Origin of the sequence: Enterococcus hailinensis (genome assembly GCF_045862035.1) — a bacterium.
GTDB lineage: Bacteria > Bacillota > Bacilli > Lactobacillales > Enterococcaceae > Enterococcus_A > Enterococcus_A hailinensis.
This window is the reverse complement of record NZ_BAAFRV010000003.1, coordinates 19,974-39,772: the sequence shown is the minus strand read 5'-3', so window position 1 is coordinate 39,772 and position 19,799 is coordinate 19,974. Positions and strand designations below refer to the sequence as shown.

23 protein-coding genes and 1 pseudogene are annotated in these 19,799 nt (G+C 34.9%); 9 read left to right on the top strand and 15 right to left on the bottom strand.

The window, feature by feature from the left end:
* Nucleotides 1-110: 110 nt before the first annotated feature.
* Complete coding sequence (locus tag ACKTSC_RS03210; protein WP_407856800.1) at nucleotides 111-2,540, bottom strand: glycyl radical protein; 2,430 nt, start codon at nucleotides 2,538-2,540, stop codon at nucleotides 111-113.
* Nucleotides 2,541-2,692: 152 nt separating this feature from the next.
* Complete coding sequence (locus tag ACKTSC_RS03205; RefSeq protein WP_332579788.1) at nucleotides 2,693-3,436, bottom strand: DeoR/GlpR family DNA-binding transcription regulator; 744 nt, start codon at nucleotides 3,434-3,436, stop codon at nucleotides 2,693-2,695.
* A 157-nt stretch (nucleotides 3,437-3,593) separates the two neighbouring features.
* Here ACKTSC_RS03205 and ACKTSC_RS03200 point away from each other — a divergent pair, with 157 nt between their 5' ends.
* The 3 genes and pseudogenes from ACKTSC_RS03200 (at nucleotide 3,594) to ACKTSC_RS03190 (ending at nucleotide 5,171) form a co-directional block, all read left to right on the top strand.
* On the top strand, nucleotides 3,594-4,370 hold the full coding sequence (locus ACKTSC_RS03200; RefSeq protein WP_332579789.1) for a glycyl-radical enzyme activating protein: 777 nt from the start codon (nucleotides 3,594-3,596) through the stop codon (nucleotides 4,368-4,370).
* Between the two features lie 87 nt (nucleotides 4,371-4,457).
* The gene (locus ACKTSC_RS03195; RefSeq protein WP_407856799.1) at nucleotides 4,458-4,631 is read left to right on the top strand and encodes a hypothetical protein; all 174 of its coding nucleotides are present in this window, start codon (nucleotides 4,458-4,460) and stop codon (nucleotides 4,629-4,631) included.
* A 145-nt stretch (nucleotides 4,632-4,776) separates the two neighbouring features.
* A pseudogene (locus ACKTSC_RS03190) lies at nucleotides 4,777-5,171 on the top strand (GtrA family protein).
* A 22-nt stretch (nucleotides 5,172-5,193) separates the two neighbouring features.
* Here the strand turns inward: ACKTSC_RS03190 and ACKTSC_RS03185 are convergent.
* Nucleotides 5,194-6,171 (bottom strand): Gfo/Idh/MocA family protein, encoded by a 978-nt coding sequence (locus tag ACKTSC_RS03185; RefSeq protein ID WP_407855292.1) that lies wholly within the window; start codon nucleotides 6,169-6,171, stop codon nucleotides 5,194-5,196.
* Between the two features lie 26 nt (nucleotides 6,172-6,197).
* A complete protein-coding gene (locus tag ACKTSC_RS03180; RefSeq protein WP_407856798.1) occupies nucleotides 6,198-7,217 on the bottom strand; it encodes a Gfo/Idh/MocA family oxidoreductase in 1,020 nt (339 codons plus the stop codon).
* A gap of 220 nt (nucleotides 7,218-7,437) precedes the next feature.
* On the opposite strand from ACKTSC_RS03180, the gene ACKTSC_RS03175 reads away from it, so the two are divergent.
* The gene (locus ACKTSC_RS03175) at nucleotides 7,438-8,298 is read left to right on the top strand and encodes a MurR/RpiR family transcriptional regulator (protein ID WP_332579827.1); all 861 of its coding nucleotides are present in this window, start codon (nucleotides 7,438-7,440) and stop codon (nucleotides 8,296-8,298) included.
* 70 nt (nucleotides 8,299-8,368) lie between these two features.
* Nucleotides 8,369-8,860 carry a GNAT family N-acetyltransferase gene (locus ACKTSC_RS03170; RefSeq protein ID WP_407856907.1) on the top strand — a complete coding sequence of 164 codons (492 nt, stop codon included), beginning with the start codon at nucleotides 8,369-8,371 and terminating at the stop codon, nucleotides 8,858-8,860.
* Nucleotides 8,861-8,903: 43 nt separating this feature from the next.
* Here the strand turns inward: ACKTSC_RS03170 and ACKTSC_RS03165 are convergent, their stop codons facing one another.
* Nucleotides 8,904-9,590: a DNA-directed RNA polymerase subunit omega gene (locus tag ACKTSC_RS03165; RefSeq protein WP_332579793.1), complete on the bottom strand. Its 687-nt coding sequence runs from the start codon at nucleotides 9,588-9,590 to the stop codon at nucleotides 8,904-8,906.
* A gap of 356 nt (nucleotides 9,591-9,946) precedes the next feature.
* Here ACKTSC_RS03165 and ACKTSC_RS03160 point away from each other — a divergent pair, with 356 nt between their 5' ends.
* Both ACKTSC_RS03160 and ACKTSC_RS03155 read left to right on the top strand, forming a co-directional pair.
* Nucleotides 9,947-10,510, top strand: a complete 564-nt coding sequence (locus tag ACKTSC_RS03160; protein WP_407856797.1) for an LOG family protein — start codon at nucleotides 9,947-9,949, stop codon at nucleotides 10,508-10,510.
* A complete protein-coding gene (locus tag ACKTSC_RS03155; RefSeq protein ID WP_407856796.1) occupies nucleotides 10,511-10,948 on the top strand; it encodes a nucleoside 2-deoxyribosyltransferase in 438 nt (145 codons plus the stop codon). It abuts the gene before it with no gap.
* Between the two features lie 295 nt (nucleotides 10,949-11,243).
* Here the strand turns inward: ACKTSC_RS03155 and ACKTSC_RS03150 are convergent, their stop codons facing one another.
* Both ACKTSC_RS03150 and liaX read right to left on the bottom strand, forming a co-directional pair.
* Nucleotides 11,244-11,528 (bottom strand): PspC domain-containing protein, encoded by a 285-nt coding sequence (locus ACKTSC_RS03150; protein ID WP_407856795.1) that lies wholly within the window; start codon nucleotides 11,526-11,528, stop codon nucleotides 11,244-11,246.
* A gap of 6 nt (nucleotides 11,529-11,534) precedes the next feature.
* The gene (liaX, locus tag ACKTSC_RS03145; protein ID WP_407856794.1) at nucleotides 11,535-13,127 is read right to left on the bottom strand and encodes a daptomycin-sensing surface protein LiaX; all 1,593 of its coding nucleotides are present in this window, start codon (nucleotides 13,125-13,127) and stop codon (nucleotides 11,535-11,537) included.
* Between the two features lie 192 nt (nucleotides 13,128-13,319).
* On the opposite strand from liaX, the gene ACKTSC_RS03140 reads away from it, so the two are divergent.
* On the top strand, nucleotides 13,320-13,805 hold the full coding sequence (locus ACKTSC_RS03140) for an AmiS/UreI family transporter (RefSeq protein WP_407856793.1): 486 nt from the start codon (nucleotides 13,320-13,322) through the stop codon (nucleotides 13,803-13,805).
* 86 nt (nucleotides 13,806-13,891) lie between these two features.
* Here the strand turns inward: ACKTSC_RS03140 and dhaL are convergent, their stop codons facing one another.
* The 8 genes from dhaL to rpiB are packed head-to-tail and all read right to left on the bottom strand — an operon-like array spanning nucleotide 13,892 to nucleotide 18,736.
* On the bottom strand, nucleotides 13,892-14,560 hold the full coding sequence (dhaL, locus tag ACKTSC_RS03135; protein WP_332579799.1) for a dihydroxyacetone kinase subunit DhaL: 669 nt from the start codon (nucleotides 14,558-14,560) through the stop codon (nucleotides 13,892-13,894).
* Between the two features lie 57 nt (nucleotides 14,561-14,617).
* Complete coding sequence (locus tag ACKTSC_RS03130) at nucleotides 14,618-15,610, bottom strand: dihydroxyacetone kinase subunit DhaK (protein ID WP_332579800.1); 993 nt, start codon at nucleotides 15,608-15,610, stop codon at nucleotides 14,618-14,620.
* A 15-nt stretch (nucleotides 15,611-15,625) separates the two neighbouring features.
* Nucleotides 15,626-15,967: a Lin0368 family putative glycerol transporter subunit gene (locus ACKTSC_RS03125; RefSeq protein ID WP_332653506.1), complete on the bottom strand. Its 342-nt coding sequence runs from the start codon at nucleotides 15,965-15,967 to the stop codon at nucleotides 15,626-15,628.
* A 25-nt stretch (nucleotides 15,968-15,992) separates the two neighbouring features.
* The gene (locus ACKTSC_RS03120; RefSeq protein ID WP_332579802.1) at nucleotides 15,993-16,415 is read right to left on the bottom strand and encodes a Lin0368 family putative glycerol transporter subunit; all 423 of its coding nucleotides are present in this window, start codon (nucleotides 16,413-16,415) and stop codon (nucleotides 15,993-15,995) included.
* A gap of 26 nt (nucleotides 16,416-16,441) precedes the next feature.
* Nucleotides 16,442-16,825 carry a dihydroxyacetone kinase phosphoryl donor subunit DhaM gene (dhaM, locus tag ACKTSC_RS03115; RefSeq protein ID WP_332579803.1) on the bottom strand — a complete coding sequence of 128 codons (384 nt, stop codon included), beginning with the start codon at nucleotides 16,823-16,825 and terminating at the stop codon, nucleotides 16,442-16,444.
* A 1-nt stretch (nucleotide 16,826) separates the two neighbouring features.
* Complete coding sequence (locus ACKTSC_RS03110; protein WP_332653503.1) at nucleotides 16,827-17,600, bottom strand: triose-phosphate isomerase family protein; 774 nt, start codon at nucleotides 17,598-17,600, stop codon at nucleotides 16,827-16,829.
* Between the two features lie 27 nt (nucleotides 17,601-17,627).
* Nucleotides 17,628-18,272, bottom strand: coding sequence for a fructose-6-phosphate aldolase (gene fsa, locus ACKTSC_RS03105; RefSeq protein ID WP_332579805.1), 645 nt, complete (start codon nucleotides 18,270-18,272; stop codon nucleotides 17,628-17,630).
* A gap of 14 nt (nucleotides 18,273-18,286) precedes the next feature.
* Nucleotides 18,287-18,736, bottom strand: a complete 450-nt coding sequence (gene rpiB, locus ACKTSC_RS03100) for a ribose 5-phosphate isomerase B (RefSeq protein WP_332579806.1) — start codon at nucleotides 18,734-18,736, stop codon at nucleotides 18,287-18,289.
* Nucleotides 18,737-18,960: 224 nt separating this feature from the next.
* Between rpiB and ACKTSC_RS03095 the strand changes: the two genes are divergently transcribed.
* Nucleotides 18,961-19,731 carry a DeoR/GlpR family DNA-binding transcription regulator gene (locus ACKTSC_RS03095; protein ID WP_332579807.1) on the top strand — a complete coding sequence of 257 codons (771 nt, stop codon included), beginning with the start codon at nucleotides 18,961-18,963 and terminating at the stop codon, nucleotides 19,729-19,731.
* Nucleotides 19,732-19,799 lie beyond the last annotated feature (68 nt).

The window sequence follows — 19,799 nt, the reverse complement described above, 5'->3', positions numbered from 1 at the left end:
AACGATAGTCTATTTTAACGATAAAATCAAAAAATATGCACTTTTTTTGACGATATACAGAGGATTTATGAAATAAAAAAACGAGCAGAAAGTTTCTACTCGTTCACCTATTAAATAATATGCTCCGTCCGTTCAATAATATCGTCTTGCGTCGCTTTCGATAACACATTGAAGAAAGCTGAGTAGCCGGCCACTCGAACGATCAAGTCTCGATGTTTTTCTGGATGTTTTTGGGCATCGATCAATGTTTCCCGTGAGACTACATTGTATTGGATGTGGTAGCCATGAAGCTTATTAAAGAAAGCTCGTAAAAGCATGATCAATTTTTGTTTATCTTCTTCTTTAGCTAATGTTTGAGGATTAACTTTTTGATTTAACAACACGCCACCAAGAATATCTTCTGTACGTAATTTAGAAACAGATTTCAACACTGCTGTCGGACCATTTTTATCCATATTATGAGATGGAGAACAGCCTTCCGCTAATGGTGTCCATGCTTTTCTGCCATCTGGTGTAGCCATCGTTGCTCGCCCTTGTCCCACGTTGGCTGAAATAGAGGAGGTTCCTGAATAGCGAATGCCGCCAATCGGCCCACGACCATAACGTGTATTTGGATATTTAGCGATTTCATCGATGTAACTATCATATGCCTCCGTGATCAATTGATCAACTTGATCATCATCGTTGCCGTATTTAGGTACTTCTTCCAAAATCATTTGTTGGATTTCTTGACTACGTTCACTAGCATAATCAGTCATCAAGGCTTCCCAAAGTTCGGCAGGAGCAACTTTTGCTTCGTCAAAGACGAGCTGTTTGATTGCAGCCAGCGAATCAGCCATATTAGCAATTCCCACTTGTAGACCCGAAATAAAATCGTAAACAGCCCCGCCTTCTTTTAAAGTTTTACCGCGGCCAATACAATCTTCAGTCAATGTAGAACATAAAATATCTGGTACATCGCGTTCCAAGCCTAGATCAATGGCATTTTCTACGATCACACTCATTCGCGTCAACTCACGGACGGTCTTATCCCATGCAGCTTGCAATTCTTGATAAGAAGTCATCTCTTTGAAATGACCGTAGCCTTTAACAAAACGTTTCCCAGAAACAGGATCGATTCCATCATTCATGGCGATCATCAAAATTTTAGGGAAGTTCATATAACTCATCCCTGTACAACGATAACCCCATTTTCCTGGTACTGCTGTTTCTACACAACCGATAGCACTATAATCATAGGCATCTGCTTCGCTCACTCCAACTTTCATAAATGAAGGAATGATGATCTCATCATTATTGAAAGCCGGCATACCAAAGCCTAGTTTCATCACTTCAATACATTCGTTCATAAATCGATTATCTAAACCAGAATGATAACGAACAGTTAGGTTGGGCTGTGGTAATTTTGTCTGTGCCACACTGCGTAAAACCAAATAGGATAACTCATTGACTGCGTCTTTTTTGTCTCTCGTCTGACCGCCAATCGTTACATTCTGGTAAAGCGGACTGCCGGCACTACTAAAAGTATGCGCTTGGCTACGAACTTTGTTGACCGTCAATGTTTTGATCCAAAGATTTGTTAAAAGTTCTACTGCCTGAGCTTCAGTAATTGTCGCTTTAGCTAAATCAGCTTTCAGGTAAGGATACATGTATTGATCAAAACGTCCATAAGACAACGAGTGCCCATTTGATTCGATTTGTAAAATCAATTGAATAAACCAAACTGCTTGGATAGCTTCCTGAAAATTTTCCGCTGGCTCATAGGGAACTTTCCCACATATACGGCTGATTTCTAATAGTTCAGCTTTCCGTTTGGGACTAGCTGTCTCCGCCATTTCTTTTGCCAAACGAGAATAGCGTTCTGCATATATTTTTACGGCTTCGATGACGATCAAGACTGAATTATAGAAACAATATTTATCGATACTCTCAGGCTGTGTCAAGTCTAACGCTGCTTTTTCGGCTAATGTCCGCTGTTGATATCCTTTGAGCCCAACTTTTAGCATTTGCCCATAATCAACAGCTAAATGAGCATCTCCCGAATTCATCTTACCTTCCATTCCAAAAAAGCCGGTTTCCATAAAGACACTTACTTCATCCGGCAATAAAGCCCCAGCTTTTGCACGTAAATTATTATTTTTCCAAAAAGGTGCAATCGCGCGTAAGTCTTCTTTAGTTTTCTCCGTAATATAAAAGACATCTCCATCACGTTTTTCAAACAGGTCCAGTTCATTCAACACGAATTCCATCGTATACTCCGGAAAGATCGGTGCATCACGGTTTGAGGCCGCTTGATTTCCAACAATTAATGTCTCATCCTCAATATAGATCGACATTTTTTCTAAAATATTTTTAAGCATCAGTGCGCGTTTAACTGTATTTGGTTGATTCTGATGTTCTTTGTAAGCTTCTGTCACTAATAATGCTCGCTCTGCATCGATATAAGGTTTCTTGGTCAGCACAGCTTCGCGAAATTGATCCATTCGATCTGTTAATTGTCCAAAATAAGGAATAATTTTTTCTTTTGTTTGAGTAATCATTTTTACGCCTCCATTTTCATTCGTAATTAAATTAAACTTCTTTCGTAACAATACTAACATGTGTATTCCATCACGGTCAATGCACATTAAATTGATTTCAAAATAAAAAAAAGAATGCACAGATGTGCATCCCTTTGACGTATCTTGAAAACTCAAATGGTTTGGATATCAATACTTTCTGCAATTAAAAACTTTTTGATTTCGGGATCGATTTTTTTATCTGTAAATACGCGGCTGATCTCATTGAATGAGAATTCAGAAACAACGCCGTTTTGAGTAAATTTACTCGAATCCGTTAAAACGATTGTTTGATTTGCAGCGCTGGCCAGCATTCTTGTCGTATCGCATCTTGTGATATCACTTCCAGTAAATCCGCGGCGATGATCAAACCCGTCGATCCCGACAAACAATTTGTCTACATGAAATTCATCCACCACTTTTTTTACTAAAGGACCTACATTTACTTGAGACTCTTTTTGATATTCACCGCCAAGTAAGATGACTTTGACTGAATCCGCTTTTCGAATATACGAGGCGATAAAACAAGAATTCGTTATGATAGTGATATCGTTACGATTGAAAGCTAGTTCTTCTGCTAATAATGCACAAGTAGAACCCGATTCGATCATCACAACTTCTCCATCACTAACTATTTTACTTGCTTCCAAGGCAATTTTTCGTTTCAAATCATAATTTTGTGCTAAGCGGTAATTGATGTCGTCCGTATTATTTAACAACGCATAGCCATGTTGACGATGCAAAAGACCGCGAGATTCTAATTTATCTAAATCTTTTCTGATCGTTACTTTTGAGACCCCTAGCAACGTAGAAAGCTCATTTACTTCGATTTTTTTCTTTTCACTAACAATAGCAAGAATTTCTTCTTCTCTAGACATACTTTTTACTCCAATAAGTTTTGACATATGGTTAAAGATTAGCATAATTTCAGCAGAGGAACAATCAACTATTATTTTTAGTTGCGTACGAAACAAAAATCATTTGCGTTAAAAATATATTGTGCTAAAATTAGCATGTATAAAAGGAGGTAGAAGAATGACCGATACAGCTTGTATTTTTAATATTCAAAAATTTAGTATTCATGATGGTCCTGGTATTCGGACAGTCGTGTTTTTTAAAGGTTGTCCCTTAAAATGTTATTGGTGCTCTAATCCTGAATCGCAATCTGGAAAACCAGAAGAAATGAAAGATATTCAAAAGAATCAGCTCACAACCGTTGGCGAGTATCAAACCCTTGAAGAAGTTATTGCAGAAGTAATGAAAGATGAAGCTTTTTATGAAGAATCAAACGGTGGTGTAACTCTATCTGGCGGTGAAGTATTGTACCAAGCTGAATTTGCTACCGAACTTTTACACCGTCTAAAAGAAAAAGGAATCCATACAGCTAGTGAAACGACTGGTTTTGCTAAACCTGATGTTTTTAGTCGCTACATTGATCAAGTCGATTTGCTTTTTTTTGATGTAAAGCATCATGATGAAAATCAACACAAACTTGGCACTGGCGTTTCCTTAAAGCCTATTTTAAAAAATCTTACAATCGCACTTGATAAACAACAAGAAGTGATCGTGAGAGTTCCTGTCATTCCTGGCTATAACGATGGGACAGCTAATGCTCAAGCCTTTGCTGACTTATTCAATCGGTTAGGTATCACAAAGATCGAATTATTACCCTTTCATCAGTTTGGTGAAAAGAAATATACTTCTTTAGATCGTGAGTATAAAATGCATGATATTCCACAATTGCATTCCGAAGATTTAGGTTATTTCAAAAAAATTATGGAAGACGCCAATATAATCTGCAGTATCCAATAAATCTAAACTATTTTTAATTACAAGATCTACTATCAATAGACGGAAAAACTTTTCTCCTTTATACTTTTCAGTGAAGGAGGAATCGTTATGTTACGTAGATTACTTAACGCGTTGCTTGCTACTCTCATTTACTTGATCGTCTCGAATATCGGCAATTTATTTTTTGCCATTACTCCACGTTATAGCTGGACCACAACCCTTTGGGAAGCACTTTTCTTTTTTATTTTTATCTTCTTAATCCAGCAATTTAGAAAAAAATGATTTCCTTTTAGCTATTAGGCGCTCACATTATTGAGTGCTTTTTTATTTTATACTTAATAATATGTTATTTCCAAAGCTTCAGCATAGTTTTTTTGCTATTTTTGGTATAATTAATTAAGAATACTTATCCTAGGAGTGATCCCTTATCAATAAAAAAAGAGAATGGCAAACCATTAAATTTTTACTGTGGGGTATTGCCACCATGATTTTCAATATTGTGTTTTATCATCTACTATTTTTGAAATTAGATTTTGAGTATCAAACAGCCAATCTGATTTCTTGGTTTGTGACAGTCTTGCTCTCCTATATCGTTAACAATTATTTGTTTTCAATTCTAGTTCAGTGATTACCCTAAAAGAAATCGTACTTTTCTTTGGCTCACGTATTTGTTCTTTAGTCGTTGAACTTATCATTTTATTTATTCTATACGATTGGCTAAAATTTGGTGTGACTTCTAGTAAAATCGCCAGCCATGGAACTGCGCTGATCATTAATTATTTTCTAAGTAAAATTTTATTCTTAAAAAAAGATTCAGCATGAGGACCTCTCATGCTGAATCTTTTTAGCCTAAATGTATCTTAGCATCTTCCAATGCTGCTTCCACTATTTCCATTACGATTTTACTATGCATTAATTGTTGCTTTACAAATTCTTGGTCATTTTCTTGGATCACTCGATCGAATACCGCAAATTCTTCGTACATACGATGGGCGTGTTGATTGTCATTTACTGTTTGAACTTCGCCTTTTAATGATTCAATCGTGAAACTGTCCAATGTATTAGTCGGCCCATTTATGATAATCGACCCTTGCGTACCTTGAATGGTTGAGCGAATCGAAGCTGTTGAGTCCTTCGCACCGATACATACCACCTTTTGCTTGCCATAATCTAGTACTAACATGCCTGACGTATCGATTTTTTGTTCAACATTCGCATAGTAATTTACGCCCAATGGCTTGCCTAATAATCCTACGACCAAATGAATATTGTAGATATTGATATCCATCAACGCTCCACCGCCCATTTTAGGGTTGAAAGCAGGTAAAATTGTCCCGGCTTTGAAATCATCATAACGTGAAGAATACTGAGAATAATTACATTCAATGATTTTTAGTTCACCGATCGTATTTAATGCTTTTTTGATGCCCTCAAAATTTGGTAAATATTGATTCGTGATTGCTTCGATCAACACTAAATTTTTTTCTGACGCTAATGCTTCTAATTCTAACAACTCGGCTTTTTGTAGCGTAAAAGGTTTTTCACAAATAACATGTTTCCCATTTTCTAACGCTTTTTTAGCAAAACTAAAATGCAAATGATTGGGCAATGCGACGTAGACTGTATCAAACGCTTCACTCGCCAAGCATTCTTCAATGTCTGTATACACTTGATCAATCTCAAATTGCGTTTGTAAAGCTTCCATTTTTCCAATACTACGAACGGTACCAAAAACAGCTTTGACTTCGAGTTCGGGTATGTCTTTAACGACCGGTAAAAAATCATGAACGATTTTTCCTGATCCTAAAATCGCTAATTTCATTGAGTCTTCCTCTTTTCTTGTAAAGATTATCGAACGATCTGCTGAATGCCTTTTTCTAACATTTCAATTTGTAAAATAGTCTCTTCATCTTTAACAGACTTAGGTTTTCCGTTGACCAATGTTTGATAGATATCTTCATAAACTCGGCTATAATCGCCTATTTCCGAAACAACTTTTTCTTCATGATAAACACCTGCATCATCAATAAAGGTCAACGTCCCATAATGTTCAGGCAAATCGACACCAAAATCTTCATGGTCAGGCAAATAAAACATTTTTAAATGTTCCTCTTGCCGATCCTTTGTTTCTTTTACAAAGACACCTTTTTTACCATAAACAATAAAGCTTGGACGCTCTTTCAGACGAAAATAACTCGATTTGACTGAGACTTTCATCCGGCCATAAAACAAATCCAAATCAAAATAATCATTCATTCGATCATCGCCTAAAAGCTGTCTTACTTCATAATGAACATCATCTGGTTCACCAAAATAGGAGATGACTTGATCTAATGTATGGCAGGCATGACCATAAAGATAGCTTGTGCCGATCGAAAATGATTCCACACCTGTTGGAATTTCTGGACGAAAATAATCATAATGCATTTCTACTTCTAACAGATCACCTAACACGCCGCTCTCAATAACTTTCTGAACAGTCAAGAAGTCAGAATCATAGCGACGGTTCTGATAGCACTGAACAAAGAGTCCTTTCTCCTCAGCTAATCGAAATAATTCTTTAGCCTCTGCTGATGTCTCAGTAAACGGCTTTTCAATCAAAACATTCTTTCCATGTTCTAAAGCTTCTTTTCCTAATTCAAAATGCAACGGGCTTGGTGTCGTAACAACAACCAGCTGGATCTCGGGATCATCATAAATGTCATTGATGTCTTTCGTGTAAATGACATTTGGTATTTTATCCCAAGTAATTTTTCCACTTGGTGAATAGATCGTTTTGATAGTGATTTTATCTTTCAATTTAGTTGAAAAAGGCAAATGATAGCGATTGGTACTCTTGCCATTCCCGATATATGCGATAGTTAGCATAGCTGATTCCCCCACTTTTCTTTTGATGCCTTAAGTATACAAGAAGGCTTGCAGAAAAAAAGATATCTAAGTCAAACAGGTCGTTTTCTCCAATCATTTGATCAATCGTAGCGAATTATTGAACATTTATACCCAAGTAATGAACTTTGCTTTTGTTTAACTTCTTGAATCGAAAAATTTAAGGTATGATAACACTAGAAGAACGATGAAAGGTGTGCCTATGTTATTAATCGATAAATTGAAAATCCAAGCAGACTTGACGACAACAGAAAAACGCATTGCGGAATATATTTTGAATCATTTAGCGACGATCCCTGCGATCAATGTGGACGAACTCGCTAAAAAAACATATACGTCTCATTCCTCAGTGATCCGTTTAGCCAAAAAAATGGGCTATGAAGGTTTTCGTGACTTTCGAGTAGCGATTTCAGCAATTGCTCACAGTAATTTATACCGTGAAGAACAGGTCGATGCTAATTTTCCTTTCTTACCACAAGATTCAACTCAAGAAATAGCCAAAAAAATGGCCGATTTAGCAGTCGATACGGTAAAAAAAACGTATGCACAGTTAGACCATGATATTTTAGCAGCATCAGCTGATCTACTTGCAAAGGCGGAACGAATCTTTTTATTTGCCCAAGGTGATTCACAAATCCGAGGCCGGAGCTTCCAAAATAAATTAGTTAAAATCAATAAATTTCTGATCGTTGCAGATGAATATTCTGATGAAGATTGGAATGCCGTCAATCTTACACAAAAAGATTGCGCCTTGTTTATTACTTACCGAGCTCGAGTTCCTCAATATGAACGGATTTTAAAGCATTTTTTAAACGAAAATGTCCCTTCCGTTTTGCTGACTGGAAATGCTCGTTCTAATTTAATTCCTTTAGCTCGCCAAGCGATTGTTTTTACTCAAGCTGAAATGGATTTTATAAAAGTCAGTACCTTCTCGTCACAAGTGGCTTTTGAATACGTTTTAGATACTCTTTTTTCACTGATTTATGCTAAAAATTTCAATGGAAATATTCAAGATTTAAAAAATAAAAATACTTGGATCGAGCAACGGCTTTCTCCCGATTAGTCTACTAGTAGTCCTTGTGCTATAGTAAATAAATCCAAAGTGGAAATTTTTAGTGAATCAGGTGACATTGATGAATTTTTCTTTTAGACAACCACGCATGCAAGATTTAGAACATATTATGGAAATCGAACGATCAGGCTTTTCTCCAGCAGAAGCCGCTTCAAAAGAAGCGATGGCTGAACGTATTCAAGTGATCAGCGATAGTTTTCTGTTAGCTGTAAATGCAGAGGATCAACCTGTCGGATATGTTGTTGGGCCGGTTATTCCGGAGCGTTATCTTTACGATGAACTGTTCGAAAAAACCGTACCTAATCCTCCTACTAATGGTTATCAAACAATTTTAAGCCTAGCTGTTGCTCCAAATTATCAGAAATTGGGAATCGCTAGTGCTTTGTTGACTGAATTAGCCCAACATGCTCGTAAAGTTAAGCGAAGCGGGATCACGTTGACCTGTTTAAAGGACTTGATTCCCTTTTATGAAAAAAATGGCTATCATGTCGAAGGCGTTTCAAAGTCTCAACACGCTGGAGAAGTTTGGTATGATTTAGTTTTAGATTTATAAGAATGAAAAAGCTGACCGAAATTTAATTCGGTCAGCTTTTTTTCTATTGATGTTGATCAACGATTTGTTGTGATTTATCAGCAGTATTCTTTACGTCTTCATTTGCTTTTTGTAATTTAGCGATATAATCTCTCAAATCAGAATTTTCTTTTTCTGAATTTGCTAATTGTTGTTTTGTTGTATCCAATTGTGTTTGTAATGACGTTTTTTCATTATTCACCGTGTTGATTTGATTCGTTAAATTATTTACAGTATCTTGAAGCGTATTGGCTTTATTTTGAGCTTCTTGTAATTTCGCGTTCCATTCTTCATTTTTCTGATTGATTTCTTGCGTTTTTTGTTCGATTTCTTTGATTTTATCATTGATTTCTTGTTGTTTAGCTTGAATTTCTTGATCTTTACTAGTTAGTTGTGATTCTAAATTAGCTTTATCACTATTCAATTGTGTGCCTTCAGTTTTTAATTCAGTGAGTTGTTGCTGATAAGTAGTAATACTTGTTTGCGTAGCAGTCAATTGTGTTTGCGCGTCCGTTGATTTGGAAGTCAGGTCAGCGATCTGTTTTTCTTTATTAGTTAATGACGTATTCAACTTATCTAAATTATTATTGATCGTTGAGATGTTTTCTTCTCCACCCCAGTTGATAATATTATCGGCATAATTTTTTCCAGCAAATCCAATTACCATCAATAACATAGGAATAGCGATCAACAACATTTTTTTATTTTTCATTAGTAGGCGTTCTCCTTTTTTTCAAACCAAAAGTTACTAGCGACGATCCTTATCATAATCGAAATACGCATAAATACCATTAATTTGTTTTCAACTCCATTAAGAATTTCTTTTTTTCTCATTTTTGTCATTCTAACTAAATTTATTTGTTGTTTCAGAAAACAAATGTAAGTATTCAAAAATATAAATTTAATTAGACTTATCTTTCTATAATTAGAAATTTTAAACTCTAAACAAACACTATATATTGTGCTTCTATTATTATTAACACAAAAAAAATACAATATCTAGACTTTTTTTATTTTTTCTTTCGCGCTATGATAAATGCTCAAAGAAAAATGACAGGTGGTAATTTTATGAAATTAGCTGTTTTTTGTGGTGCACGCTACGGAAAAGAGAAAAAATATATTAATTTAGCAACAGAAATTGGCGAATATGTGGCTGAAAAAAGACTTGGTTTGGTCTATGGCGGATCATTTAGCGGCTTAATGGGTGCTGTAAGTACCGGAGTTCTTGCTAAAAATGGTCATGTAACTGGGATTTATCCGCGTGGCTTGTTTGATGATGAATTGCCTCGAGAAGAAGTTTCCGAGTTCATCTATACCGAGACAATGGATGAGAGAAAACAATTATTGATCAATAAATCAGATGCTTATTTGATTTTACCCGGCGGCTTAGGAACATTAGAAGAACTATCTCAGGTTCTTTGTTCGATTTCCATTGGTTTGATTCCTAAAAAACCAATCGGAATTTTAAATATTGATGGCTTCTATAAGCCCTTAGTAGATTTTTTGGTTCATGCAGCGGATGAAGAATTTATTGATCCTGAAACAATCAAACATGTACTTGTTTCAGCTGATTATAAATCATTGATCGATCAAATCAGTACGCAATTAGCTGAAATGAAAGAGGTGGCCTAAATGAAAATTTATTTAGCTGGTCCATTCTTTTCCGCAGAACAAATCGAATTAATCGAAAAAGTAGAAACGGCTCTAAAAAATAATCCAACCGTTGATACTTTTCACTCTCCTCGCCTTGATCAAGAAGGTGAATTTGAAGAATTCACTCCTCAATGGGCCAAAGAAACTTATTTAAAAGATATGCATCATATAAAAACTGCTGATTGTTTGGTTGCTCTTTTAGATTATGAGCATGGTATCACTGATCCCGGAACAGCTTATGAGATCGGAATAGCAACAATGCTAGAAAAACCCGTGGTTGGTTTGCTTACTGCAGGTGATCGAGTCAATATCATGCTGACAGAATCACTCCATGCTTTTACTAAAAACGTAAACGATTTAAGTAACTATGACTTTACTGTCCTTCCTCGGTCTGCTTATTTTGGGAACTATATTTAAGCAATAAGTAAAAAAGGCGATTTATTTCTGTCATCTGCAGAAATAAATCGCCTTTTGTGTCTTTTACATCGGTTCTATTCGTCCTTTTTGGATCAAGCGACTTGAACTATCAGGCTTACTGATTCTTAGAATTATCCAACCGTTATTTTTTGATTAAAGGTGATAGCTTTTTTTAATAGAATGACTTTCTATATTCGTGAAATCCATAGAATCTATGTGATCCAAATGGCAGATTCGCTGTCTTTTGTTCCATTGGTCCTATCTGAACGACTTTTTTCAGTCTCTTTTATTTAATTTAAAAGTCACTCCACTTATCTTCTTCTGAATCCATTGTTTTTTTACTAGACGATTTTGATTGATGGAACGAATCTCGATCGAAGTCTTTTCCCTTAGCTTTATTTTTGGGCATCAGAATCGCAAATAGAATGTAGAGTAAAATCGGACTGCCTTCAAAAATAAAGATGGCAATAACGAACACAACACGTATGATCGTTGGATCGATTCCAAAATATTCTGCTAGACCAGCTAATGTTCCCGTTAAAATTTTATTGGTTGATGATTTAGTCAATTTTTTATGCATTATCTGCTACCTTCCTTCATAATCTTTTAAATAAATACTACCTGTTTTGGATGAAACATCAATGATAGCTGTTTTTCCCATTCTTCTGCGAAAATGAAAAATCTTTTGCGTGCGTTCATTACGTTCAAAGACTGTTTCACAATCATTAAAACGTTCGTTGATCGTTCCAGTGCTAGTTTTGGCTGTTCCTTCAATACCAATCATTTCTGGTAAAGCAACTTTGACGTCTCCTTTGATCGTATGAGCAGTGAGGGTCTTTAATGAATCATTGCCAATCGTCAATTTGATATCCCCATTGATTAATGATGCCGCTAAATGATTCACGTCCGATTTTGAAATAATCGTCCCATCAACTGTTTCGATTTCTGCGTCAGATATTTGATCTGCTAAGAGTTCAATTTTATTAGTAGTTCCTTTAATATTCAGTCTTGATACGGTTGATTCTTTAATCTTGACAGCTCCTAAGGTTGATTTGATTGATAATTGCTCACTGATTAAATTTTCGATCGATAAATCACCTGAGAGTACGCGAATCGTTGTTTCATCATAGTGACATTGTGGTAGATAAAAAATCAATTGAGCCTCTACACGCTTGTTAGGAATATGAAACAAAATTTGTTGATCTTCGATGTCGATTTGACTTCGCTCTAGGAAGGCATCCAATGGATCTGCTTGATCCATCTCACCCAATAATTTGATTTTTGCTTCCACCTCAACATCCTCTTTGGGCCATGTTTTGAGCTGAATATTTCCTTTGGCAACTTTGATATCGATGTGTGTCGCCTGAACGTCATCAAATGAAAAACGCCGGCTAAATTGAATAGCTCGCTCATTCTTTGAACCAAATTTTTGATTGCTATTCTTCCAAATTGACTCTCCGTTTAATTTATCAGCCATCTTTTCGACTTTCTCTGACGCTTTAGTTACAAAACGTTCTAGTCGATTCGTATAAGGATGCGATGTTTCTTCAAAAAGATCACTTGGACGATACGTTTGTTCATCAAAGTCATCTGGTATTCCAAAAAAGTTAGGTTGTTCCGGCGTTTTAGCAGTTGAAGTAAAAAAATCTGCCTCCGTCGTTGCATAACTATCTTTGATTTCCTGGATTTCAGTTTCCAAGGCTTTGATTTGTTGTTGAATTTGTTGATAACGACGTTCATTTTCTTTAGTAATGATCCCTAACTCCGCTTCTAAATTCAATTCATGATATTCTTCTTGCAACGTAGTTAGTTCGCTCTTTTTTTGCTCTAATGTTTGATCAAATTCTTCCATCGTACTCGTTACTGAATCGGACGTATCAGATTTCAGTGGATCTTTTTCCCAAGCATCGATCAAATCCGTCACGCTATCGGATTGTTGAAAAATCTTTTCTTCGGGGGTTGTTTTGTCAACTTGTATTTCTTCCATGCTGGGCTCTTCATTAAAAACCGCTTCAGTACTTTTTTCTGCTGTATCGCCAGCTTGCTCCATTTTGATCATCGTCTCAGGCGCAGGTGTTGTAGATGCTTTTGTCTCAAGATGTTCTAATAAATCTAAGCCTTCTTCCGGCGTTAAAATTCCTTTTTTTATGGAGGCTAAAATTTGTTCCCGTTGATTCATAATGACCTCTCCTCAATCACTCTATTTTATATTTCTATTATGCTTAATTTTTAGCCTTTCGTCATGGGTCGAAAGAAGTATTTTTTTAAGAATCTTAAAAAATGGCCGCATAGGGTGTTTTATCATAATTTGAAGTCCTCTTTCATTTATTAAAATAATTTGTTATTCTAATGCTAAGAACAGGAGGCTACTATGTTAGGAATTGGACTTTTTTTTGTAGGAATAACCTTAATCATCAATGGATGGGGAAGTTTATTAAAGATTGATCATCGCTCACTAGCTCTGATCAATTTATTTACTGGTTCGCTATCTTTTATTATCAATGTTTTATATACGATCCAAGGAAGCTATTATGAAGCGGGGACGGGATTTTTATTTGCGTTTACTTATCTGCTCGTAGGAATTTTGTATTTATTCGATTTAGACATGCGAATCTATGGTATTTACGCACTATTTGTTGCGATCAATACGATTCCCTTTGCATGGATATCTCGGCAAATAGAAGGTGATCCAATATTTGCGGTCATTTGGTTGACTTGGGGCGTTTTATGGTTCTGCGGATTCTTAGATGCTGTCATCAAAGTAAACTTCGGCAAATCGATCCATTACTTTGCCATCGCTTGCGGAATCTTCACCACTTGGATTCCAGGAATTATGATGTTGACGGGGATTTATTAAAAAATATTTATTCTAATTCAACAATAACAAAAACCTCTGTTAAAATTATTTACAGAGGTTTTTGTTATTGTTGAATTATTTATTATTTATGCAGTTAACTCTTCATTTCTTAGAGCTTTCATTTCTTCTAAAAAGATATTTAATAACATCCATGAAGACTCTGAGCCTGGATCTTTATGTCCTATTGCTCGCTCACCTAATCTCATAGCTCTCCCTTTTTTAGCCACTAAAGGAATAGTTGAATCTGCTCCTTTTTTCATAATAGATATTGTTTGTTCCATAACAGCAATAGAATCTGAGTCATTTTTATGTTCCTCAAGATAATCGATTCCTGGTTGTAAAGCGTCTAACATAGTTTTATCACCTAATTCTGCCTTACCCCGCTGTTGGATTGCATCAACACCATTTTTTAGCATACTTACAAACTCTGGAAATGATACCTCATCTTTTCCCTTTTCATCTTTTCCCATTTTTATAAAAAAACTACCATATAATGGACCGGAGGCCCCACCTACTTTACTCAATAATACCATACCTGATTTTTTTAAAAGTGTACTTATATCTTCTGAATTCTCAAAATTATTTTGAAGATCTTTCTTTACAGCTCTAAATCCTATACTTAAATTAATTCCGTGATCTCCATCTCCGATATCTGAATCTAATTTTGTCCAATAGTCCCTATTTTTTTCTGTTAATTCTGCCATTTTATCTAAACTATCTGCAAAAAATTTTTTATCTAATACAATGCCACTCATAGATACACCTCAATTTCTGAATTATTTTGTAACAAACCTAAATAATAATATCTATATTTAAATTTTATAATATGGCGTATTACAAGGTGCATCAAGTAATTCTTTGATTTCTTCATCCAATTTTACTAATGTTACCGACATGCCTACCATATCCATAGAAGTTGCAAAATTGCCTACATCTGTACGGTTAATTTTTATACCTTTTTCATTTAGTACTTGATCAACTCTACGATAACAAATATATTGATCTAATAATGGTAATGCGCCAAGCCCATTTAATAATACGTATACTTCATCACCAGACTCTAATTGTGAATCTTTAAGAATAATGTCCATAATTTCATCGATAATAGTATCTGCTTTTTCAACAGGTCTTCTTTCAATACCGGGTTCTCCATGCAAACCCATACCAATTTCCATATCTCCATCTTCCATTTTAAATATTGCTTCTCCAGTTACAGGAAGTGTCGATGATGACAAGGCAACACCTAAAGAATAAGTATTATTGTTAGCTTTTTCGGTTACTTCTTTTACTTTATCTAAATCATAACCCTTTGCAGCTGCACTCCCAGCTACTTTAAATACTGGTAAATCACCTGCTACTCCTCTACGATCTTTTTTTTCTTTTGCAGAATATACATCATCAGTAGTTGTAACCGTTTCCACTTTAATGCCGTCTTCTTCTAGAGCCATTTCAGCACCCATGTCAAAATTCATGACATCCCCTGCATAATTTCCATAAAGGTATAAACAGCCTTTCCCACTATCGACTGCTTTTACTGCTGCATAACAAGCATCTGGGGCTGGTGAGGTATTAATATTTCCTACTACTGCTGCATCAGCAAAATCTTTTCCGACATATCCTAAGAACATCGGTTCGTGTCCTGAGCCTCCACCTACTATAATTCTTACTTTAGGTTCTTCACTAATCATTTTACTGACTACTAGACGATTTTCCAAATCTAATTCTACATAATTCTTATTAGCCGCTGCATAACCTACTAGCATTTCTTCTACTACTTCATAACCATCATTAATTAATCTTTTCATTTTATTTTCTCCTTTTTATAAAAATAACGATAGTAACAATCCACCTAAAATACCACCAGATACTGCAGCTAATACAGTAGGAATTGATTTCTTTATTTTTCCACCAACTAATACTGAGGCCACCCAAACACCAACGCCTGCGGCTAATCCTTGATCTACCCAAGCTCCACCTGATTGGGTAATCATAGGGGTTGATATTCCATGATTTATACACCAAATTGTTCCTACGATAAATAGTGCAGCCATCCATCCACCAATCGGTCCCCAATGATCTACCATTTTTCCCCATGCCATTCTAATAACAAATGGAAACATAAAACTCCCGCACAATGTTGCAATGCCCAAATTAAAAGTCATATTTTCTCCTCCATTTTAAATTAATTTAGTCTTCACTAACTAATCGATTCATCTCTTTTTCAGTCATTCCAGGCTCAGGTGCTTTCTCATCTCTCAACGTTTCCTTAGATAAACTCTTCTCAAATGACGCCGCAACAATTCCACCTAAAGTTGCTCCAATAATAACTAAAATAATTGTTGGTAAAGACTCGCCAACAGTAAATGATCCTTTCATGAAAGCATCTCTTGCAATACCGCAAACGCCAATAGCTAGTCCCATGTCTACGAATGCTGCATCATCATCGTTACCAGTTAAATTAAGATAATGATTCATAAACCACATTGGACCAATAATAATTCCCGCTGCTAAATAGCCTCCAAAAATTCCAAAACTACCTAATTGACTCCATACTGCCATTACAATTGTTCCAGCGATTAAATAGCCAACAAAACTTCGTACAAATTTCATCTTTTTTCCTTCTTTCTATTTATGATTTAAAGTTGTGCTAACTCTTTTAAAATGAGTTCTTTTTCCTGACAAACCGTAGATTGAACAGCTGCGGCAAAAGCTCCTTCTACAAGAGGACAATTCATAATTTCAACTTTATCAATAATAACTGGATCTTCAATCATGTCGACAGCCGTTTCCGAACTAAGTATAGCGCTCCCAATATCACAGAATACCAAAATATGATCACAATCTGCATTTGACTCTATTGCCTCCATAATCATTAAAGTATTTGTACCTAGTCGTCCATCACCGGTTCCTCCAGCTGAGGTAATTCGTACTGCATCACTTGTTCCTGTCATTTCTTCAATCATCTCTTTTGTTCCCTCAGTAATTTTTTGACTATGTGAAACTAAGATAATCCCAAACATTTTATTTCTCCTTCACTTTTTTTACAGTTTCTACAATAGATGCATATTGTTCTGGATTATGTCCAAAACGTCCTATAAAAACGCCGTCAACGTTATCATCAGATACAATCAATTTTGTATTTTCTTGTGAAACAGATCCGCCATATATAATGCGAATATTTTCAGCCACTTCTTTACTGTATAATTCCTTTATACATTCTCTAATTAATCCATGTACTTTTCTTACGTGAATAGCACTTGCTGCACAAGTTTTGCCTACAGCCCATGCAGGTTCATAAGCTAAAATAACCTTCATTGCTTTTTTATCTACCACCTGAAATAAATCTAAAAATAATTGTTTTTTCATTAGTGCTTTTATTTGATCATAGTCATCTGTTTTAGAGATTTCACCTATACACAAAACTGGTATTATTCCATAAGATAATGCTAAATGAACTTTTTGATTAATTATATCATCTGTCTCTTTAAAAATAGTTCTTCTCTCAATATGTCCTATTTCAACATATTCGCCATGTAAATCTTTCAAAGTTTCAATTGAAAATTCCCCTGTGTATGCTCCATTAGGCTCTGGTCCAATATTTTGTGAACCTAATCCTATTTCTGAATCTTTTAGAATCATTGCTGCAGGATATAACACACCCATTCCAGGACACATAAACTGTTCAATTTTCTTCTCATTACCTACGGCTTCTACAATTGAATGAGTGAAATCTCGTACATCTTCAATTTTATTTTGGTAAAGCTTAAGACTTATACCGACTATTGGCTTTCTCAAAATTATCATCCTCTTCTATTTCAAAATTTATTGTTTAAAATTTTCCCAATCTTTTAAAAATCCCTTTATACCTGAATCAGTCAACGGGTGTGACCATAGCTTAGGAAACAATGTCCCAGGAATTGTTGCAATGTCTGATCCCAATTCTGCAACCTCTTCTACATGTTTAAGACTTCGAATACTTGCGGCAATTATTTCCGTTTGATATCCATAGTAATTCAAAACTTTTTTCAAATTAGATATAAGCAATAAACTATCCGATGAAATATCGTCCAAACGCCCAACGAAAGGGCTTACAAAAGTTGCTCCGGATTTTGCTGCCATTAAACCTTGTGCTACAGTAAAAATAAGTGTTACATTTGTTTTAATTCCTTCTTTAGAAAGTACATGGACCACTTTCAAGCCTTCTTCTGTCATTGGAATTTTTACAACTACATTATCTGCCCATGTAGCAATATCTCTCGCTTCTTTAATCATCTCCTCTGCTTTTAATGAAATTACTTCTGCGCTTACTGGACCATCTACGAGTTTACAAATCTCAGTAATTACTTCTTTAAAATTTCTTCCTTCTTTTGAAATAATTGAAGGATTGGTTGTTACCCCATCGACTAGCCCTAATTCATTTATTCTTTTGATTTCTTCTATATTTGCAGTATCTAAAAAAAATTTCATATACTTCGTTCTCCTTATTTTGAAAATTCTGCTTCTTTATCCATAATTTGATTGATTTTTCTAGACGAATTACCACCTTGAAAAGTTACTGATAAATATTCTTCTACAATTTTTTTAGCAGCTTCTATACCAATTACTTGTGATCCCATAGTAATTATTTGAGCATTATTACTTAATTGTGCACGTTCCGCTGAGTAAGTGTCATGAACTTGGGCGGCACGGATTCCAGGTATTTTATTAGCAGCCATAGCCATGCCTATACCTGTCCCACAACATAAAATACCTCTTTCAATGTTCTTATCTATTATTCCACTACCAACTTTGAATGCAATATTAGGATAGTCAACTTCATCTGATGAAAAACAGCCATAATCAATTACATCAAAACCTTTTGATTGTACATATTCAATTAACTGTTGCTTCATTTCAAATGCATTATGATCAGAACCAATACCAATTTTCATATTTTTCGCTCCTTTTACTTTTTCTATCACAAGAATAAACATAAGTTTTCGAAATGTCAACATTTTTTTCGTTTATTTTCAAAATAAACGCTATTACAATATAAAACGAAATTATTTTAATCTAATTTCGAAATCAAACGAAAGATAAAACGTTTATTTTTTATTGTTTTTTGTAAAAATTTACCTTATACTAGTTGTAATCATTCATTGTGGGGGAAAATCTGATGTATACAAATCAACGAAGAGAAAAGATACTATCACTATTAAACGATCAAAACTCTATATCTGTAAATGAACTATCCCAACTTTTATCTATTTCTAAAGCTACTGTTCGCTCTGATCTAAATTATCTTAGTGAAAATAAAATGTTAATTCGAACACACGGAGGAGCAACACGAGTAAAAGAAGATGAATCCTTGGTAATCGATAAAAACTATGACATTCGAAAGCAAAAAAATATAGAGAAAAAAAGTGATATAGCTCGAAAAGCCTTTAAACTTATAAAAAATGAAGAATGTATCATTTTAGATGCTAGTTCAACATGTTATGAATTGGCAAAATTAATCAGCCAATCGGAACTAAGGATCACAATTTTGACAAACGGGTTACGTACCGCTTCCCTCTTAAAAGAATGTCTTAATTTAACAGTTGTTTTAATCGGTGGTGTTGTAAAAGGAAACTCAAATGCGATTGAAGGAATTTTAGGTATCGAAATCTTGAAAAAAGTTAATGTAGATACTTTATTTACTTCTGCTTATGCAGTTTCTATTTTTGAAGGGCTCTCAGACTTTAATCTATACGAAGTAGAATTAAAAAAACGAATGGTAGAAGTTGCATCTCAAACAGTTGCTTTAATTGATAGCACTAAATTTGAACAGAAATCAATTGCTACTTTTGCTTCTCTAAGCCAATTAGATTTGTTAATTACAGACTCCGAACTTTCAAATAAAATAAAAGATAACTATGAACCATTTATTACTATTATTGATAGATAGTAAAATGAAGAGCGTATGAATAACTATTCGTACGCTCTTCATTTCTTTTTTTTAATTTTATCTATCTA

Bases quoted from the DNA above. Each gene is read 5' to 3' on its own strand.
- ACKTSC_RS03120 (WP_332579802.1), bottom strand. From the start codon at position 16,415: ATGAAATTTGTACGAAGTTTTGTTGGCTATTTAATCGCTGGAACAATT.
- ACKTSC_RS03195 (WP_407856799.1), top strand. From the start codon at position 4,458: ATGTTACGTAGATTACTTAACGCGTTGCTTGCTACTCTCATTTACTTG.
- ACKTSC_RS03175 (WP_332579827.1), top strand. From the start codon at position 7,438: ATGTTATTAATCGATAAATTGAAAATCCAAGCAGACTTGACGACAACA.
- ACKTSC_RS03180 (WP_407856798.1), bottom strand. From the start codon at position 7,217: ATGCTAACTATCGCATATATCGGGAATGGCAAGAGTACCAATCGCTAT.
- ACKTSC_RS03160 (WP_407856797.1), top strand. From the start codon at position 9,947: ATGAAATTAGCTGTTTTTTGTGGTGCACGCTACGGAAAAGAGAAAAAA.
- dhaM (WP_332579803.1), bottom strand. From the start codon at position 16,825: ATGTTTGGGATTATCTTAGTTTCACATAGTCAAAAAATTACTGAGGGA.
- ACKTSC_RS03095 (WP_332579807.1), top strand. From the start codon at position 18,961: ATGTATACAAATCAACGAAGAGAAAAGATACTATCACTATTAAACGAT.
- ACKTSC_RS03185 (WP_407855292.1), bottom strand. From the start codon at position 6,171: ATGAAATTAGCGATTTTAGGATCAGGAAAAATCGTTCATGATTTTTTA.
- ACKTSC_RS03125 (WP_332653506.1), bottom strand. From the start codon at position 15,967: ATGACTTTTAATTTGGGCATTGCAACATTGTGCGGGAGTTTTATGTTT.
- ACKTSC_RS03130 (WP_332579800.1), bottom strand. From the start codon at position 15,610: ATGAAAAGATTAATTAATGATGGTTATGAAGTAGTAGAAGAAATGCTA.
- ACKTSC_RS03140 (WP_407856793.1), top strand. From the start codon at position 13,320: ATGTTAGGAATTGGACTTTTTTTTGTAGGAATAACCTTAATCATCAAT.
- ACKTSC_RS03170 (WP_407856907.1), top strand. From the start codon at position 8,369: ATGAATTTTTCTTTTAGACAACCACGCATGCAAGATTTAGAACATATT.
- ACKTSC_RS03150 (WP_407856795.1), bottom strand. From the start codon at position 11,528: ATGCATAAAAAATTGACTAAATCATCAACCAATAAAATTTTAACGGGA.
- liaX (WP_407856794.1), bottom strand. From the start codon at position 13,127: ATGAATCAACGGGAACAAATTTTAGCCTCCATAAAAAAAGGAATTTTA.
- ACKTSC_RS03210 (WP_407856800.1), bottom strand. From the start codon at position 2,540: ATGATTACTCAAACAAAAGAAAAAATTATTCCTTATTTTGGACAATTA.
- ACKTSC_RS03205 (WP_332579788.1), bottom strand. From the start codon at position 3,436: ATGTCTAGAGAAGAAGAAATTCTTGCTATTGTTAGTGAAAAGAAAAAA.
- rpiB (WP_332579806.1), bottom strand. From the start codon at position 18,736: ATGAAAATTGGTATTGGTTCTGATCATAATGCATTTGAAATGAAGCAA.
- fsa (WP_332579805.1), bottom strand. From the start codon at position 18,272: ATGAAATTTTTTTTAGATACTGCAAATATAGAAGAAATCAAAAGAATA.
- dhaL (WP_332579799.1), bottom strand. From the start codon at position 14,560: ATGAGTGGCATTGTATTAGATAAAAAATTTTTTGCAGATAGTTTAGAT.
- ACKTSC_RS03200 (WP_332579789.1), top strand. From the start codon at position 3,594: ATGACCGATACAGCTTGTATTTTTAATATTCAAAAATTTAGTATTCAT.
- ACKTSC_RS03165 (WP_332579793.1), bottom strand. From the start codon at position 9,590: ATGAAAAATAAAAAAATGTTGTTGATCGCTATTCCTATGTTATTGATG.
- ACKTSC_RS03155 (WP_407856796.1), top strand. From the start codon at position 10,511: ATGAAAATTTATTTAGCTGGTCCATTCTTTTCCGCAGAACAAATCGAA.